The 16407-nt window shown below is 61.2% G+C and carries 15 protein-coding genes; 9 read left to right on the plus strand and 6 right to left on the minus strand.

Translation table 11 applies throughout. The features are described from left to right. Positions 1–305: 305 nt before the first annotated feature. Both I6L37_RS05005 and I6L37_RS05010 read left to right on the plus strand, forming a co-directional pair. The gene (locus I6L37_RS05005) at positions 306–1634 is read left to right on the plus strand and encodes a DUF4910 domain-containing protein (RefSeq protein ID WP_216993421.1); all 1329 of its coding nucleotides are present in this window, start codon (positions 306–308) and stop codon (positions 1632–1634) included. An 11-nt stretch (positions 1635–1645) separates the two neighbouring features. Then, positions 1646–2467 carry a formyl transferase gene (locus tag I6L37_RS05010; protein ID WP_216993422.1) on the plus strand — a complete coding sequence of 274 codons (822 nt, stop codon included), beginning with the start codon at positions 1646–1648 and terminating at the stop codon, positions 2465–2467. A 75-nt stretch (positions 2468–2542) separates the two neighbouring features. On the opposite strand, the gene yegD is transcribed toward I6L37_RS05010, so the two are convergent. The 6 genes from yegD to I6L37_RS05040 all read right to left on the minus strand — a co-directional run bounded on the left by yegD (position 2543) and on the right by I6L37_RS05040 (position 7741). Beyond that, the gene (yegD, locus tag I6L37_RS05015; protein ID WP_216993423.1) at positions 2543–3919 is read right to left on the minus strand and encodes a molecular chaperone; all 1377 of its coding nucleotides are present in this window, start codon (positions 3917–3919) and stop codon (positions 2543–2545) included. Positions 3920–4013: 94 nt separating this feature from the next. Then, the gene (locus I6L37_RS05020; RefSeq protein ID WP_026457160.1) at positions 4014–5003 is read right to left on the minus strand and encodes a 2-hydroxyacid dehydrogenase; all 990 of its coding nucleotides are present in this window, start codon (positions 5001–5003) and stop codon (positions 4014–4016) included. A gap of 76 nt (positions 5004–5079) precedes the next feature. Next, positions 5080–5760, minus strand: a complete 681-nt coding sequence (locus I6L37_RS05025; RefSeq protein WP_216993424.1) for an SDR family oxidoreductase — start codon at positions 5758–5760, stop codon at positions 5080–5082. A 19-nt stretch (positions 5761–5779) separates the two neighbouring features. Then, on the minus strand, positions 5780–6247 hold the full coding sequence (locus I6L37_RS05030; protein ID WP_026457162.1) for a CreA family protein: 468 nt from the start codon (positions 6245–6247) through the stop codon (positions 5780–5782). Positions 6248–6316: 69 nt separating this feature from the next. After that, positions 6317–7171, minus strand: a complete 855-nt coding sequence (locus tag I6L37_RS05035; RefSeq protein ID WP_216993425.1) for a hypothetical protein — start codon at positions 7169–7171, stop codon at positions 6317–6319. A gap of 183 nt (positions 7172–7354) precedes the next feature. After that, positions 7355–7741, minus strand: coding sequence for a TraR/DksA C4-type zinc finger protein (locus tag I6L37_RS05040; RefSeq protein WP_026457164.1), 387 nt, complete (start codon positions 7739–7741; stop codon positions 7355–7357). A gap of 465 nt (positions 7742–8206) precedes the next feature. On the opposite strand from I6L37_RS05040, the gene I6L37_RS05045 reads away from it, so the two are divergent. The 7 genes from I6L37_RS05045 to I6L37_RS05075 all read left to right on the plus strand — a co-directional run bounded on the left by I6L37_RS05045 (position 8207) and on the right by I6L37_RS05075 (position 16369). After that, a complete protein-coding gene (locus tag I6L37_RS05045) occupies positions 8207–9538 on the plus strand; it encodes a glutamine synthetase family protein (RefSeq protein WP_042027284.1) in 1332 nt (443 codons plus the stop codon). A 139-nt stretch (positions 9539–9677) separates the two neighbouring features. Further along, entirely contained in the window at positions 9678–11039 is a 1362-nt protein-coding gene (locus tag I6L37_RS05050) for an aspartate aminotransferase family protein (protein ID WP_061477058.1), read from the plus strand. A 53-nt stretch (positions 11040–11092) separates the two neighbouring features. Then, complete coding sequence (locus I6L37_RS05055; RefSeq protein ID WP_082043388.1) at positions 11093–12190, plus strand: polyamine ABC transporter substrate-binding protein; 1098 nt, start codon at positions 11093–11095, stop codon at positions 12188–12190. Positions 12191–12309: 119 nt separating this feature from the next. Further along, entirely contained in the window at positions 12310–13395 is a 1086-nt protein-coding gene (locus I6L37_RS05060; RefSeq protein ID WP_042070603.1) for a polyamine ABC transporter substrate-binding protein, read from the plus strand. 78 nt (positions 13396–13473) lie between these two features. Beyond that, positions 13474–14628 carry a polyamine ABC transporter ATP-binding protein gene (potA, locus tag I6L37_RS05065; protein WP_026457327.1) on the plus strand — a complete coding sequence of 385 codons (1155 nt, stop codon included), beginning with the start codon at positions 13474–13476 and terminating at the stop codon, positions 14626–14628. Then, positions 14625–15530, plus strand: coding sequence for an ABC transporter permease subunit (locus I6L37_RS05070; RefSeq protein WP_042027291.1), 906 nt, complete (start codon positions 14625–14627; stop codon positions 15528–15530). The genes potA and I6L37_RS05070 overlap by 4 nt, the downstream gene beginning before the upstream one ends. Further along, the gene (locus I6L37_RS05075; protein ID WP_026457636.1) at positions 15527–16369 is read left to right on the plus strand and encodes an ABC transporter permease subunit; all 843 of its coding nucleotides are present in this window, start codon (positions 15527–15529) and stop codon (positions 16367–16369) included. Before I6L37_RS05070 ends, I6L37_RS05075 begins: the two co-directional genes overlap by 4 nt. The last annotated feature ends 38 nt before the right edge of the window (positions 16370–16407 follow it).

The following is a 16407-nucleotide window of genomic DNA, read 5'->3' on the forward strand; positions in this document are numbered from 1 at the left end:
GCGACAAGCATATCCTGTCGGGACCGTTTGCAGCAGGGGCAGAGGAGAGCAAGCCGACCGCTTCTGTCGCCGCCATTTCGCCCCTGTGTCGTTAAATAGCGACATCTATCTGCTTTTTGCCGGCAATGTGCCAGATCTGCTGGGTAAACAGCCGGTCGGGCAACAGACAACAGAATGCCAGCTCCCCATGCAGACAACAGATGATCAGCGGCGTTTGGGAACGTGCACCCGTCGGTCATTTGGTGCCATCAATGCCGGGTGTGATAAAGTGCCGCAACGATTAACGCCTTGATGAAACATATAAAATGACCACCGAGCAGCTGGACTCACTGTTTGACCGCCTGTTTCCCATCTGTCGCAGCATCTCGGGGGCGGGGCTGCGCGAGAGTCTGGCCATCTTTGCCGAGCAGATGCCATTGCAGCTGGAGAGCACGCCCTCCGGCACCCAGGTCTTCGATTGGACTGTCCCGCACGAATGGCATATCGATTCGGCGACGCTGACTGCGCCAGATGGCCGCGTGGTGGCCGATTTTGCCGATCACAACCTGAGGGTGGTCAATTATTCGGCGCCGGTTGAGGGGCGCTATTCGCTCGAGGCGTTGCGCCCCCGGCTTCATACCCTGCCGCATCTGCCGGATCTGATCCCCTACGTCACCTCCTATTACCAGCCGAACTGGGGGTTCTGCCTCACCCACAACGAGCTGGCGCAGCTGGCTCCCGGTGACTATCAGGTGCGCATCGACAGCCGGTTCCAGGCCGGCGAGATCAATTACGGCACGGCCCTGCTGGGCGGCGAGAGCCGGCAGGAGTTTCTGCTGTCGAGCTATCTGTGTCACCCCAGCATGGCGAACAACGAGCTGAGCGGCCCCCTGGTGCTGCTCGGCTTGTACCACAGGCTGGCTCGCTGGCCGAAGCGACGGTTCAGCTACCGCTTCGTGCTGGCGCCCGAGACCATAGGGAGCCTCTGCTACCTGCATCGTTATGGCGAGCACCTGAAGTCCCACTGCATCGGTGGTCTGGTGCTGACCTGTCTGGGAGGGCCGGCCAGTGCCCTCTCCGTCAAGCTGGCGAGGCAGGAGGAGTGCCTGCTCAACCAGCTGGTACGCCAGCTGGCCAGCGAACAGCCCGAGCGCTGGGCGGTCCGCGAGTTCACCCCCTGCCATGGGTCGGACGAGCGCCAGTACTGCTCGCCGGGCTTTGACCTGCCGGTGGCGCAAGCGGCCCGCACCGTCTACGGCAACTTTGCCGAATACCATACCAGCGGTGATACCAAGGAGTTCATGCAGATCTCCCGTCTGAACGAGGCCATCGATCAGCTCGAACAACTGCTGTTGCAGCACGAGAATGCCGGGGTATTCGAGCGTACCAACCCCTACGGTGAACCCCAGCTCGGCAAACGGGGGCTCTACCCCAACCTGAATTCGCCTGCGAGCTACAGCAAGTCGAGCGATCAGCTGCTGGATGGCCGTACCCAGCTGATGGCGATGCAGTGGATCCTGAATCTGGCCGACGGTCGGCACACGCTGCTGCAGATGGCCCGTCGTGCCAGGATGCCGCTGGCCACCCTGCTGGCCGTGGTACCCTTGCTGGAAGAGGCTGAGCTTATCCGGTTTACTGCCCCACAGTGCCGCTGACAGGAGAAAACATGTCGATAGTCCTGATTACCGGGGATCACCCCCGCCACCGCTACCTAGCGCGCCAGGTTATGGCCAGCGGCCTGCCGGTGACCTGGTTCGCCGAACGGCGGGAATACTTCACCCCGGCGCCACCGGCTCATCTGAACGGGCGCCTGGCCGCACTCTGGCAACACCACTTCCGCCTGCGTGACGAGTGCGAGCAGCACTATTTTGCCGCCCAGGGGGCGCCGCTGGATGCGGCCATCGGCATCGGGCATGACGAGCTGAACGGGCCCGAGATGATCCGCAGGATCAGCCAGTTGCAGCCGACACTGCTGCTCTCCTACGGTTGCCACAAACTCTCCCCCGAGTTGCTGAACTGCTTTGACGGCATGGCGTGGAATGTGCACGGCGGCCTCTCGCCCTGGTACCGTGGCTGCATCACCCACTTCTGGCCCAGCTACATGCTGGAGCCCCAGATGACGGGGATGACCCTGCACGAGACGACCGAGGCCATTGATGGCGGCAATATCCTCTACCAGACGGCTGTCACACCGCGACGTGGCGATCGGCTGCATGATCTGGCCTGCCGAGCTGTCAGGGAGTTTTGCGATACGCTGCCCGCTGTGCTGGGAACCCTGCTGGCCCGGGAGCAACCCGTGTCAGGCATCGCCGCCACCAGCACGGGGCGTATCTGGACGGCTCGCATGTGGCAACCCCAGCATCTGGAGGTGGTATACGGCCAGTTCGAGGACAAGATAGTCGACTACTGCCTCGATTCCGGCATCGCCATGCCGCCGGCCAGATTGCTTTGCGTCGATGGCCTCGACATGACCAGCTCTCAGTTCTGAGGGGTCGCAAGATAAACAACAGGGAGGCCAATGGCCTCCCTGTTGTTTTGTGGCACTCCTCCTGAGCCGGAGCGGTTATTCCCCCTGGTTCGCCGAAGCGAACAACCGCTCGGCGTAACGGGCCAGACCGGAGGCGACCGAGCCGAAGTCATCGCCCCCTTCCAGCGGAATAGCCGGGAGCTTATGGCGGATAAAGCTGGCGATCAGCGGCGAGCGGGCGCTGCCGCCGGTGACGAAGATGCGATCCGGCTGTACACCGGCGGCGGCGATGGCCTCATCCATCAGCTCGCCGATCTTCTCCAGCAGCGGCGCCGAGGCGCAGGCCAGCTGCTCGCGATTGAGCTCGGCTGCCAGCCCTTTCTCCAGCTCGTCCAGGGACTGGCGGTTCAGATCCTGCTCCGATAGGGCGATCTTGCCCTGCTCGGCGCGCCACACCAGCTGGTGGCTCAGCTTGTGGGCCCGCAGATTGGCAAGGCGAGAGAGCTTGCTGCCGGGCTGGCTGTCGAGCTGCAGATCCTGCAGCTGGCGGGCGGTATCCAGGCTGTAGAAGCGGCTCTGGGCGCTGACGTCGTTGATGGCGGCCGCGTCCCAGAACAGGGGGTGGGGCAGCGGCTTGCCGGTCTTGAGGGTCTCGTGCATGCCGAGCAGTGGCATCATGCCTTCCACCGTCAGGCGGATGTCGAAGTCGTTGCCGCCGATGCGCTGGCCGCTGTGGCCGAGCAGATCGCCGCTGCGATCCAGCTGGTCACGGTAACTCGGGCCCATGCGCAGCATGGAGCAGTCTGTGGTTCCGCCGCCGATATCCACCACCAGTACCACGGAGTCTTCGGTCAGACGCGCCTCGAATTCAAAACCGGCCGCTACCGGTTCGTAGAGAAACTCCACCTGCTCGAACCCGGCGAGGCGGGCCGCCTCGCTCAGGATGGCGATGGCCTGGCGGTTGCTTTCTTCCCCCGCCAGCCCCTGGAAGTTGACCGGGCGGCCGATCACCGCCTGGCGGATGGGGGCTCCGGTCTGCTGTTCCGCCTGCTGGCGAACGTGCAGCATCATGGCGCAGACGATGTCTTCGAACAGGGCGATCTGCGGTGCCTTGAGGCCGTAGGCACCGAGGAAGGATTTCGGCGACTTGATGTAATAGCCCTCGTCCGGCTCCTCCAGATAGCGCTCCAGCGCCGTAGTGCCGAAGCTGAGCTCGTCGATCAGCCCCTCTTCCCGCATCTGGCGGCGCACGCTCTGGGCCCGGGTCACCACGGGGCCGCGCAGCTTGAGGTATTTCGCCTGACGGGTCGGGGCCAGCCCCTCGGCCAGCAGACCCGCGATGGCATCCCGATGGGGGGCGTGCAGGGTGGAGGGGAGATAGCGGGAGGCGCCGAGATTGAGCAGCCTGGGGCTGCCTTGCTCCATCACGGCAACGGCACAGTTGGAGGTACCGTAATCAAATCCGATAAACATAGGCAGCCAGACTCCTGAATAAAAAAGGGGGGCTAGCCTACCCGATGGCGCCGGGTCTCACAACCCGGCGCAGGGTGAACAAAGGGGTTATCCCTTACTCCACCTCGTTGTCGCAGCGACCCTGGCCGTCGAGCGCCCGGATGTTGCTGAGGGTGGTATCGGCGATGGCGTGCAGCGCCTCGCGGGTCAGGAAGGCCTGGTGGCCGGTGAACAACACGTTGTGGCAGGCCGACAGACGGCGGAACACGTCATCGGTGATCACCTCGTTGGACTTGTCGGCGAAGAAGAGATCTTCCTCTTCCTCGTAGACGTCCAGCCCCAGGGCGCCGATGCGGGCGGTCTTGAGTGCCTCGATGGCGGCGTTGGAGTCGAGCAGGCCGCCCCGGCTGGTGTTGATGATCATCACCCCGTCCTTCATCTTGTCGAACGCCTCCTTGTTCAGCAGGTGGTAGTTCTCCTTGAACAACGGGCAGTGCAGGCTGATGACGTCGGACTGGCGGAACAGGGTGTCGAGATCCACGTACTCGGCCCCCAGATCGAGCGCCGCCTGGTTCTGGTACGGATCGCTTACCAGCAGCCGCATGCCGAAGCCCTTGAGAATGCGCAGGGTGGCGATGCCAATCTTGCCGGTGCCTATGATGCCGGCGGTGCGGCCATGCATGTTGAAGCCGACCAGCCCCTCCAGCGAGAAGTTGGCGTCGCGGGTGCGCTGATAGGCCTTATGGATACGGCGGTTGAGGGTCATCATCAGCCCCACCGCGTGCTCGGCTACCGCCTCCGGTGAATAGGCCGGTACCCGCACTACCTTCATCCCCAGCTCCTTGGCGGCAGCCAGATCCACATTGTTGTAACCGGCGCAGCGCAGGGCGATGACCTTGGTGCCGTTGGCGGCCAGCTCGGTCAGGACTTCGCGATCCGCATCGTCGTTGACGAACAGGCAGACGACCGGGAAGCCGTGAGCCAGTCGGGCCGTCTTGGCCTCCAGGCGAACATCAAAAAACTCCAGGTTGAAGCCGTACTGGCTGTTGGCCTGGTTGAAATGCTCTTTGTCATAGCTCTTGCTGCTGAAAACGGCGACTTTCATGTTGGAACTCCGTATCGGTTGATGGCGTCACGTTACTACAAACCGTGATCCTGATCACCATGCCCGCATGACGTACTCACTCCAGCTCGAACGGCGGCCGGAAGGTCATCTCGTGGACGATCACGTCCGCCGGCAGACCGAGCAGGGTGGTGATGGTGGTGGCCACACTGGCGGGTTGCATGTAGTGAGGCTTGGCCTCGGCCCGAAACGGGGTATCGACGCCGCCCGGGTAGAGGGTCGAGACCTTGATGCCGTGGGGCTGGGCCTCCTTCATCATCACCTGGCTCAGGCTCGCCAGGCCGCTCTTCATGGTGCTGTAGATGCCCATGGGGGTGGGGTGGCGCAGGGCGCAGGTGCTCACCACGTTGATGATGTAACCGTTGCCGCGCGGGATCATCTCGCGCAGGGCCTCGCGTCCGAGCAGATAGGGGGCGCGCAGGTTGAGGGCGTACTGCAGCTCGAACTCTTCCAGCGTGGTGTCGGCGATCGGCGCCTTGCGCGGGTTGGCGCCGGCGTTGTTGATCAGCACATCGACCCGCCCCAGCGCTTCGCGAGCCCGCTGATAGAGGGCCATGGCCTGCGGGGGATCGGTGAGATCGGCGCTGCTGCCGAGACAGCCGGTGGCGGCCATCAGCTCGGCCAGGGCGGCTTCGTTCCTGCCGGTGGCATAGACCCGGTAGCCGCGTGCGCACAGGTCGTGCACCAGGGCGTGGCCGATGCCGCTGGTGGCGCCGGTGATCAGAACGGTTTCGTACATGCTTGCCTCCTTGCGGGGATCAGCCCCAGGGCATGATGGGCACAGCGCTGACGGCGCTCTTGTAGGAGCCGTCCACCAGCTTGGTGCTGTAGGTGAGATAGACCAGCGCATTGCGCTTCTGGTCGTAAAAGCGCACCACCTTCTGCTCCTTGAACACCAGGGAGGTGCTGACGTCGAAAACCTCTTCTCCCGCCTTCAGCTTCTCGGGCAGGGTGATGGGGCCGATCTGGTGGCAGGAGAGGGAGGCGTGGGACGGATCTTCCGCCAGCCCCAGTCCGCCCTTGACGCCGCCGGTCTTGGGACGCGCCAGATAGCAGGCGACGCCGTCGATCCTGGGGTCATCGAACGCCTCCACCAGGATCTTGTGGTTGGGGCCGAGCAGCTTGAACGAGGTGCTTACCTCGCCGACGGGATCGGCCTTGTCGGCGAGGGCCGGCATGGCCAGCAGGCAACCCGCCAGCAGCAGGCTCATCTTGGTCTTTTGCATATCAACTCCTGGGCGCGGTGGAGAGTGGCCAACCCGGCGTTGGGGTGGCCGCTTGCGACAAACGCCCCCTTAGCGGGGCGGATATTGCCAATATTGGGCCGGAATGCGTTGGAGCAAGGGGGTCATGTCCGGATTATCCAGCTTGATGGTGACCCGCTGATCCAGGTTGGCGCTGGCCAGCGCCTCGCGGATCCTGGGGTTCTCATTGAAGAACTTCATGAAGCTACCGTCGGCGTAGGCTCGCTCCAACCCGGTCTGAATCGCCTTGGCCAGCTTGGGATTGTTGGGACTGACGAAGAAGAACTGGGCGAAGGGGTAGCGCAGCAGCAGGTGCTGCTCGATGGCGAGGCGGGGGTATTGCTCGGCCAGTTCGCTATGTTCGGCGAAGATCTCCACCAGGCTGCGGGGGAAGAAGTCCACCTTGTCACCGTCATTGATGAGGCGGAACAGGTTGCTGTAGCGACCCGAATAGGTGGGGATGCCGGCATTTTCCAGGATCCTGTTGTCGGCCCAGCCGACCCCCTGCAATGCCTTCATCTGCTTGAGATCGGCCAGGGTGTTGATCTGGTTGAACTTCTCCTGGGCATCCTGGTGGATGAACGAGAGGCGAAGCCCTTCCAGCCCGCGAAACAGCGGGATCGGGATGGCGATGAGGGCGGATTCGAGAGCACTGGAGGTACCCATCCAGAACACATTGATCTTCTTGCCCTTGACCAGCTGCTGCTGCAGGGTGAACTGGTTGAGATCGAGTTCGACGGGGTCGATGCGAAAGGGTTGTCCGGAGCGGGTCAGGGCCAGTTCCAGCAGCTTGATCTGGTACTCCTGATCCAGGCTGTTGATGGGCCGGCTGGGGATCTTGACCTGCAGAACCTGTGCTTGTGCCAGCAGGGGCAGACACAAGCACAGCTTGATGAGCCATTTCACTCTCTGTTCTCCTCTAGAATCCGGGGCTAGCCCGGAGTCTATCAGAACTTCTCCGCGATCTTGTGGCGAAGTCATGAGCAAGGCGTGTTCGCCGTCAGGCTCGCGGTTCATCGAGATGAACCGGATACCTTGGGCCGTGCAGCCTGCCCGCGATTCACCGCGGATCGCGACGGTCTACAGAGATCAGGCGACGCGGCGGAATACGTGAGTGTCGTTGAATTCCTTGGTGCTCTGGCACTCGACGCAGAAACGGGATTCTGGACGAGCCTGCAACCGCTTGAGAGAGATCTCGTCACCGCAGGATTCGCAGTAGCCGAAATCTCCTTCGCTGATGCGCTTCAACGCGCCACGCAGTTTGCGCAGGTGCAGTTTGTCGTGCTCGATGCGGTTCAGCTCCAGACGGCGGGCCTCCTCGATGCTGGCACGGTCAATTTCATCAGCCATCTCGTTGGTATCGGTGGCGATGGCCTGGCTGGCCTGGGAGTTGAGGCGTTCCTCGAGCTCGACGATCTGTTGCTCGATCTGCCCCTTGTAAAAGGCCAGTTGGTCTTCAGTCATGAAATCACACATACGATTTACTACCAGTCAGTTTACTAACCCAATTATCCCTGTTTATGGGGGCTGTCTGCCTGCAGACCAAGCCCTTGTGTCTGATTTGCACCCGAATCGTGCAAGAGAGTGCAAATCAGGGCGGGCCTTGTACCAAAAAAATGCAGCCAAGCAAAGCAAATGGGACAAGGATTGTGCGCCCTTGCAAAGAAAAGCCCATTCGGACCACTGTTCGGCCGGGTTCTGTCGCGTCCTGAAACCCCTGCTGGCACTGGCTTTGCAATGAGCTGAGTCCGGGATGAAGTGTTTAGTATTTGGTGTCGTCTTGGTCATTATATGCACCGATATTTATATTTTTTTAAACAGTTCACCTTGACATTGCCCTTGATGGCGGGCTTTTATGGTGATGCTGATTACAATTTGATAACAAGGGTGTTCCATATATTAGACACCCTTGCCAATGACAATCGAAAGTCGGGGTTTAACATGGACAGTATCAAAGGCTGGATGGAGAACAATCGCATCACGGAGGTGGAGTGCCTGTTTCCGGATTTCACCGGCAACGCCCGGGGCAAGATCATCCCAGCCAACAAGTTTTTACGCGAGGGGGGCATGCGCCTGCCCGAGGTCATCTTCACCCAGACGGTAACCGGCGAATACCCGGACGATGACAGCATGATCGACCCGCTGGAGCGGGACATGCAGCTCTATCCCGATCCCAACACCATCCGCTTCGTGCCCTGGGCACTGGAGCCGACCGCCCAGGTGATCCACGACTGCTTCGACGTCAATGGCAAGCTGATCGACATCGCCCCCCGCTCGGTACTGCGCCGGGTTTTGTCATTCTACGAGAAGCAGGGCTGGAAGCCGGTGGTGGCACCCGAGCTGGAATTCTACCTGGTGACCCGCAACGAAGATCCCGACTATCCCCTGGTGCCTCCGGTGGGACGCAACGGTCGCCCGGAGACCGCCCGCCAATCGTTCAGCATCGATGCGGTCAACGAATTCGACCCCATCTTCGAGGACATGTACGACTACTGCGAGGCCCAGGAGCTGGAGGTGGATACCCTGATCCACGAATCCGGCGCCGCCCAGATGGAGATCAATTTCCTGCACGGGGATGCTATCGATCTCGCCGACCAGGTGTTCCTGTTCAAGCGCACCATGCGGGAAGCGGCCCACCGCCACGGCATCTACGCCACCTTTATGGCCAAGCCGATGAGCAATGAGCCCGGCTCCGCCATGCACATCCACCAGAGTCTGGAGGACATGGACGGCCGCAACCTGTTCGGCACCGAGAGCGGTGGCCACTCCGAGCTGTTCATGCACTTCATCGCCGGGCTGCAGAAATACACCCCGGCGGTGACCGCCCTGCTGGCACCGAACGTCAACTCCTACCGCCGCCTTACCTTCGGAGAGAGCGCGCCGCGCAACGTGCAGTGGGGGGTGGAGAACCGCACCTGCGGGTTGCGGGTACCCTTCTCCGAGCCCAATGCCCGCCGGGTGGAAAACCGCTTCGCCGGTGCCGATGCCAACCCCTATCTGGCGCTGGCCGCCACCCTGGCCTGCGGCTATCTCGGCATGATGGAGAAGCTGGACCCGTTGCCCGAGATGAAGTCGAGCGCCTACGAGCTGCCCTACAGCCTGCCCCGCTCGCTGGAGGAGGCGCTCAGCCATCTCGAGCAGTGCGAGCCGATCAAGGAGATGCTGGGCGAGCGCTTCACCCGCGCCTTCGTGGCGGTCAAGCGCAAGGAATACGAGACCTACTTCGGGGTGATCAGCCGCTGGGAACGGGAATTCCTGCTGCTGAACGTGTGACCCGGATGCGTGCCCGTCACGCATCCCCCCTGTGGGGAGGCTGAACCTCCCCGCTCATATCGAGAGTGCTGGCAGCGCGCCAGCAGCCTCTCGATTCATGAAACAAACCGCTTGAGTCGAAGGAACCGAGGAGCAAGAAATGCAGCACACCACCCGTGAGTGGCAGCAACTGGATGCCAGCCACCACCTGCACCCCTTTACCGATTTTCAGGCCCTGAACAAGAAGGGCAGCCGCATCATCACCAAGGCCGATGGCGTCTATCTGGAGGACTCCGACGGCAAGCGCATCCTCGACGGCATGGCGGGTTTGTGGTGCGTCAACATGGGTTATGGCCGCCAGGAGCTGGTGGATGCCGCCACCCGCCAGATGCAGCAGCTGCCCTACTACAACCTCTTCTTCCAGACTGCACACCCGCCGGTGATCGAGCTGGCCACTCTGCTGACCGAGGTGACGCCGGCCCATCTCAATCACGTCTTCTTCACCGGCTCGGGCTCCGAATGCAACGACACCGTGCTGCGTATGGTACGTCACTACTGGGCCAGCAAGGGGCAGCCCGACAAGCAGGTGATCATCAGCCGCCACAACGCCTATCACGGCTCCACCGTGGCGGGGGCGAGCCTTGGCGGCATGAAGGGCATGCATGCCCAGGGTGGCTTGCCCATCCCCGGCATAGTGCACATCGATCAGCCCTATCACTTTGGCGAGGGGCAGGGGATGAGTGCCCACGAGTTCGGCCTGGAGCGTGCCCGCCAGCTGGAGAAAAAGATCCTGGAGCTGGGAGTGGACAAGGTGGCCGCCTTCATCGGCGAACCGATCCAGGGGGCCGGCGGCGTCATCATTCCGCCCGACAGCTACTGGCCCGAGATCCAGCGCATCTGCGATCAGTACGGCATCCTGCTCATCGCTGATGAAGTGATCTGCGGGTTTGGTCGCACCGGCCACTGGTTTGCTAGCGAAGGGTTTGGCATCAAACCGGATCTGATGTGCCTGGCCAAGGGGATCACCTCCGGCTATCTGCCGCTGGGTGCCGTGATGGTGAGCGATCGGGTCGCCAAGGTGCTGGTGGAGGAGGGGGGTGAGTTCAACCACGGCTTCACCTACTCGGGTCACCCGGTGGCCTGCGCCGTGGCGGTAGCCAACATCCAGCTTATGCAAAACGAGAGCATAGTTAAGCGAGTGCATGATACTATCGGCCCCTATTTGCAGCGTCGCTGGAGCGAGCTGGCCGACCATCCTCTGGTGGGCGAAACTCGCGGCAAAGGCCTGGTGGCCGCGCTGGAAATTGTCCGGGACAAGCAGACCAACCAGCGTTTTCCGGCCGAGGCAAATGCCGGAATGACGTGTCGGGAATTCTGCTTTAACAATGGCTTGGTGATGAGGGCGGTCGGCGATACCATGATCATATCGCCCCCCTTGGTCATCACCGAGGAACAGGTTGATGAATTGGTCAAACTGGCAAGGCTCAGTCTGGATCTGACTGCTGCAAAGCTGAAGGGATAGCTGGTGCCAGGCAGGTTGGCATGCGCATACAATTTGCTTAGGAGACAAGGATGATGTCTTTCAAAACGGGAGTGATCGCTGCCTCTGTGGCGTTGGTCATGGCAAGCGCCGGAGCAATGGCTGAAGAGAAGGTGTTGCACGTCTACAACTGGAGCGACTACATCGCCTCGGATACCCTGGATAACTTCCAGAAGGAGACGGGCATCAAGGTGGTCTATGACGTGTTCGACAGCAACGAGGTATTGGAAGCCAAGCTGCTGGCAGGCAAGTCTGGCTACGATATCGTGGTGCCGTCCAACCCCTTCCTGGCCAAGCAGATCAGGGCGGGCGTGTTCCAGAAGCTGGACAAGTCCAAGCTCCCCAACTGGCAAAATCTGGATGACAACCTGCTCAAGGCGCTCGAGCCTAGCGATCCGGGCAACCAGTACTCCATCCCCTATCTGTGGGGCACTATCGGCTTTGCCTACAACCCCGAGAAGGTGAAGGCCGTACTGGGTGACAAAGCCCCGGTGGATTCCTGGGATCTGGTGTTCAAGCCGGAAAACATGGCCAAGCTCAAGGAGTGCGGTGTTTCCTTCCTCGACTCGCCGACCGAAATGCTGCCCGCGGCCCTGCAATACCTGGGCTTCAAGCCGGATAGCCAGAAGCCGGCCGAGCTGAAGAAGGCCGAGGAGCTGTTCCTCTCCATTCGCCCCTATACCGCTTATTTCCACTCCTCCAAGTACATTTCGGATCTGGCCAACGGCAACCTGTGTGTGGCGGTCGGTTACTCCATGGACCTGCAACAGTCCAAAGCACGTGCTGCCGAGGCCAAAAATGGTGTCGCGCTGACCTACATCATTCCGAAGGAAGGCGCTGGCAGCTTCTTTGACATGATCGCCATTCCGGCCGATGCCAAGAACGTCGAATCTGCCCATACCTTCATCAACTACCTGATGAAGCCGGAGGTGATCGCCAACATCACCAACCAGATCCAGGCCCCGAACGGCAATAAGGCTGCCACTCCGCTGGTGGATGAGGCGATCCGCACCGATCCGGGTGTCTACCCCGATGCGGCGACCCTGCAGAAGATCTACACCTTCCCGGATCTGCCGGCCAAGGTGCAGCGGACCATGACCCGCAGCTGGACCAAGATCAAGTCCGGCAAGTAAGTGACGAGTGCTCCTCCCGGTCCGCAGTTCGGCCGGGAGGATTGTGATGCCATCCCTTCGGGATGGGCCGCGCGAAGGGATGCGCAGCCGGAATACCACAAAACAGGAGAACTGACACAGTGCATACTACCAAGTTGATCACCCTTGCCCTGACCATGGGGCTGGCGAATGTGGCCCAGGCAGCCCCTGTGGTGCACTTTTACAACTGGTCCGATTATATCGGCGAGACGACCCTCAGCGATTTCCAGCAGGCGACCGGGATCAAGACCGTCTATGACGTGTTTGACTCCAACGAGACCCTTGAGGGCAAGCTGCTGACGGGGCGGACCGGGTACGACCTGGTGGTGCCCTCCAACAATTTCCTGGCCAAGCAGATCCAGGCGGGGGCGTTCCAGAAACTGGACAAATCCCAGCTGCCCAATCTGGCCAACCTGGACCCCGTGCTGCTCGGCCAGCTCGACAAGGTGGATCCGGGTCAGCAATACGCGGTGCCCTATCTGTGGGGAACCAATGGCATCGGCTACAACGTCGACAAGATCAAGGCGGTGCTGGGGGTCGACAAGATTGACTCCTGGGCCACCATCTTTGAACCGGAAAACATGGCAAAACTCTCCCGTTGCGGAGTCGCGTTTCTCGACTCCGCCGACGAGATGATCCCCGCCGTCCTCAACTACCTCGGACTCGATCCCAACAGCCACGAACCGGCCGACATCAAGAAGGCCGAGGCCCAGCTGTTGAAGGTGCGGCCCTATGTGGCCTACTTCCACTCCTCCAAGTACATCGGCGATCTGGCCAATGGCGACATCTGCGTGGCGGCCGGTTTCTCCGGCGACATCCTGCAGGCGGCGGCGAGAGCCGAGGAAGCGGGCAAAGGGGTGAATATCGCCTACAGCATTCCGAAGGAGGGAGCCAACCTCTGGTTCGACATGATGGCCATCCCTGCGGATGCCCACAATGTCAAAGAAGCCCACGCCCTCATCAACTATGTCCTGCGGCCCGAGGTGATCGCCAAGATCAGCAACTATGTGGGCTATGCGAACCCCAACGCCAAGGCCGGAGAGTTCATGGATGAGGAGGTGCGCAAGGATGAGCGGGTCTACCCGCCTCAAGCGGTGCTGGAGCATCTGTTTGTGCAGGAGGCACATCCACGTGCGGTACAGCGCCAAATGACCCGGAGTTGGACGAAGATCAAGTCCGGAACCTAACCTTGGTGCCCGCTCTGGGGCGCCAGATCGCTTTTATGAATCGACCCTCTGGTCGGTGTCACGCTTGGGAGTTTGGTAATGGCGATAGCCTCCAGTGCCTACAAGAAAGCCCTCGAGGGCAGTCAGCAGCGCAAAGAAGTGCTGGTCAAGATCGATCGGGTCAGCAAGCAGTTCGATGAAACGCTGGCGGTCGACAATGTGTCGCTCAACATCCACAAGGGCGAAATCTTCGCCCTGCTCGGAGGGTCCGGTTCGGGTAAATCCACCCTGTTGCGGATGCTGGCCGGGTTCGAGCGCCCCACCGAGGGACGTCTGTTCCTCGACGGGGTCGACATCACCGATATGCCGCCCTACGAGCGTCCCATCAACATGATGTTCCAGTCCTATGCCCTGTTCCCCCACATGACGGTGGCGCAGAACATCGCCTTCGGCCTCAAGCAGGATGGCCTGCCCAGGGCCGAGATCGATGCCCGGGTGGAGGAGATGCTCAAGCTGGTGCAGATGACCCAGTATGCTCGCCGCAAGCCGCACCAGCTCTCCGGTGGTCAGCGGCAGCGGGTAGCTCTGGCTCGCTCCCTGGCCAAGCGCCCCAAGCTGCTGTTGCTGGACGAACCCATGGGGGCACTGGACAAGAAGCTGCGTTCCCAGATGCAGCTGGAGCTGGTGGAGATCATCGAGCGGGTCGGCGTGACCTGTGTCATGGTGACCCACGATCAGGAAGAGGCCATGACCATGGCCGAGCGGATCGCCATCATGCATCTCGGTTGCATCGAGCAGATCGGCAGCCCGATGGACATCTACGAGACCCCGGCCAGCCGGCTGGTGTGCGAGTTCATCGGTAACGTCAACCTGTTTGACGGCATGCTGGTGGAGGATGAGCAGGACCACGCCACCATCGCCTGTGCGGATCTGGAGCAGCCCATTTATGTGGGCCACGGTATCAGCTCCCGCGCCGAGAACAAGAAGGTGACCTATGCCCTGCGGCCGGAGAAGCTGCTGATGAGCCTGCAAAAACCGGTCGAGATCGAGCACCCCGATTTCAACTGGACCAAGGGCGAGGTCTATGACATCGCCTATCTGGGCGGCCACTCCGTCTATTACATCCAGCTGCCCTCGGGCAAGATCGTTCAGGCTTTCATCGCCAATGCCGAACGCCACGGCAAGCGGCCGACCTGGGATGACCAGGTGTTCCTCTACTGGGAAGATGACAGCGGCGTGGTGCTGCAATCATGAATGCATTGAAACGACTGAAGATATTGGGCGGGCGCCAGTTGGTGATCGGCATCCCGTTCTTCTGGCTGTTCCTGTTCTTCCTGCTGCCCTTCATCATCGTAGTGAAGATAAGCTTCGCCGAAGCAGATGTGGCGATCCCGCCTTACACCGATGTGGTGAGCTGGGCCGACAACCAGCTCACCATACTGCTCAACATGGGCAACTATCTGCTGCTGCGGGAAGATGAGCTCTATATCGCGGCCTATCTCGGCTCCCTCAAGATGGCCTTCATCAGCACCCTGCTCTGTCTGCTGATCGGTTATCCGATGGCCTATGCCATCGCGCGGGCCAACAAGGAGACCCAGACTGTTCTGCTGCTGCTCATCATGATGCCGACCTGGACCGCGATCCTGATCCGGGTCTACGCCTGGATGGGCATCCTCAGCAACAATGGCCTGCTCAACAGCTTGCTGATGGGGATAGGCCTCATTGACGAGCCGCTGCAGATCCTCAACACCAACCTGGCGGTCTACATCGGCATCGTTTACTCCTACCTGCCGTTCATGGTGCTGCCGCTCTATGCCAACCTGGTCAAGCATGACCAGAGCTTGCTGGAGGCAGCGTCTGACCTCGGTGCTCGCAACCTCACCCGTTTCTGGCAGATCACGGTACCGCTCTCCAAGAACGGCATCATCGCCGGCTGCATGCTGGTGTTCATCCCTGTGGTGGGCGAGTTTGTGATTCCGGAACTGCTTGGCGGCCCCGAGACTCTGATGATTGGTAAAGTGCTGTGGCAGGAGTTCTTCAACAACCGCGACTGGCCGGTGGCCTCTGCCCTGGCGGTGGTGATGCTGGCGGTGCTGATCGTCCCCATTATCCTGTTCAACCGCAACCAGGCCAAAGAGCTGGAGGGTAAAGCATGAAGCGCTTCGGTTTTGCCAAATTGATGCTGTGGCTGGGGCTGCTGTTCATCTACCTGCCCATGGTCATCATGGTGATCTACTCCTTCAACGCCTCCAAGCTGGTGACCGTATGGGGTGGCTGGTCGCTGAAGTGGTACTTCGGCCTGCTGGACAACAAGCAGCTGATAGGCTCAGTGCTGCGCTCGCTGGAGATCGCCTTCTACACCGCGATTGCGGCGGTGGCGCTGGGGACGGTGGCGGCCTTTGTGCTGACCCGGATCCCTCACTTCCGCGGCCGGACCATGTTCGGCGGCATGGTGACGGCGCCGTTGGTGATGCCCGAGGTGATCACCGGTCTCTCCCTGCTGCTGTTGTTCGTGGCCATGGCCCAGCTGGTGGGCTGGCCCGCCGAGCGGGGCATGGTGACCATCTGGATTGCCCACACCACCTTCTGTACCGCCTATGTGGCGATCGTGGTGTCGGCCAGGTTGCGGGAACTGGATCTCTCCATCGAGGAGGCGGCCATGGATCTGGGGGCCAAGCCCTGGAAGGTGTTCTTCCTGATCACCATCCCGATGATCGCCCCCTCGCTGGCGGCGGGCGGCATGATGTCGTTTGCCCTGTCGCTGGATGACCTGGTGCTGGCGAGCTTTGTCTCCGGCCCGGGCTCGACCACGTTGCCGATGGAGGTCTTCTCGGCGGTGCGTCTCGGTGTGAAACCCGAGATCAACGCGGTGGCCAGCCTGATCCTGCTGTCGGTATCCCTGTTTACCTTTGGCAGTTGGTATCTGATGGCCAAGGCGGAGAAACGCCGCCGCGCCGAGATCGCCATGACAGCCCAGATGCAGGCTGTCGCCTGACCTCGTGTTAAGATCCGCCTACTCTCGTCAATTCGGAG

It is taken from the genome of Aeromonas sp. FDAARGOS 1407, from assembly GCF_019048725.1.
GTDB lineage: Bacteria > Pseudomonadota > Gammaproteobacteria > Enterobacterales > Aeromonadaceae > Aeromonas > Aeromonas enteropelogenes.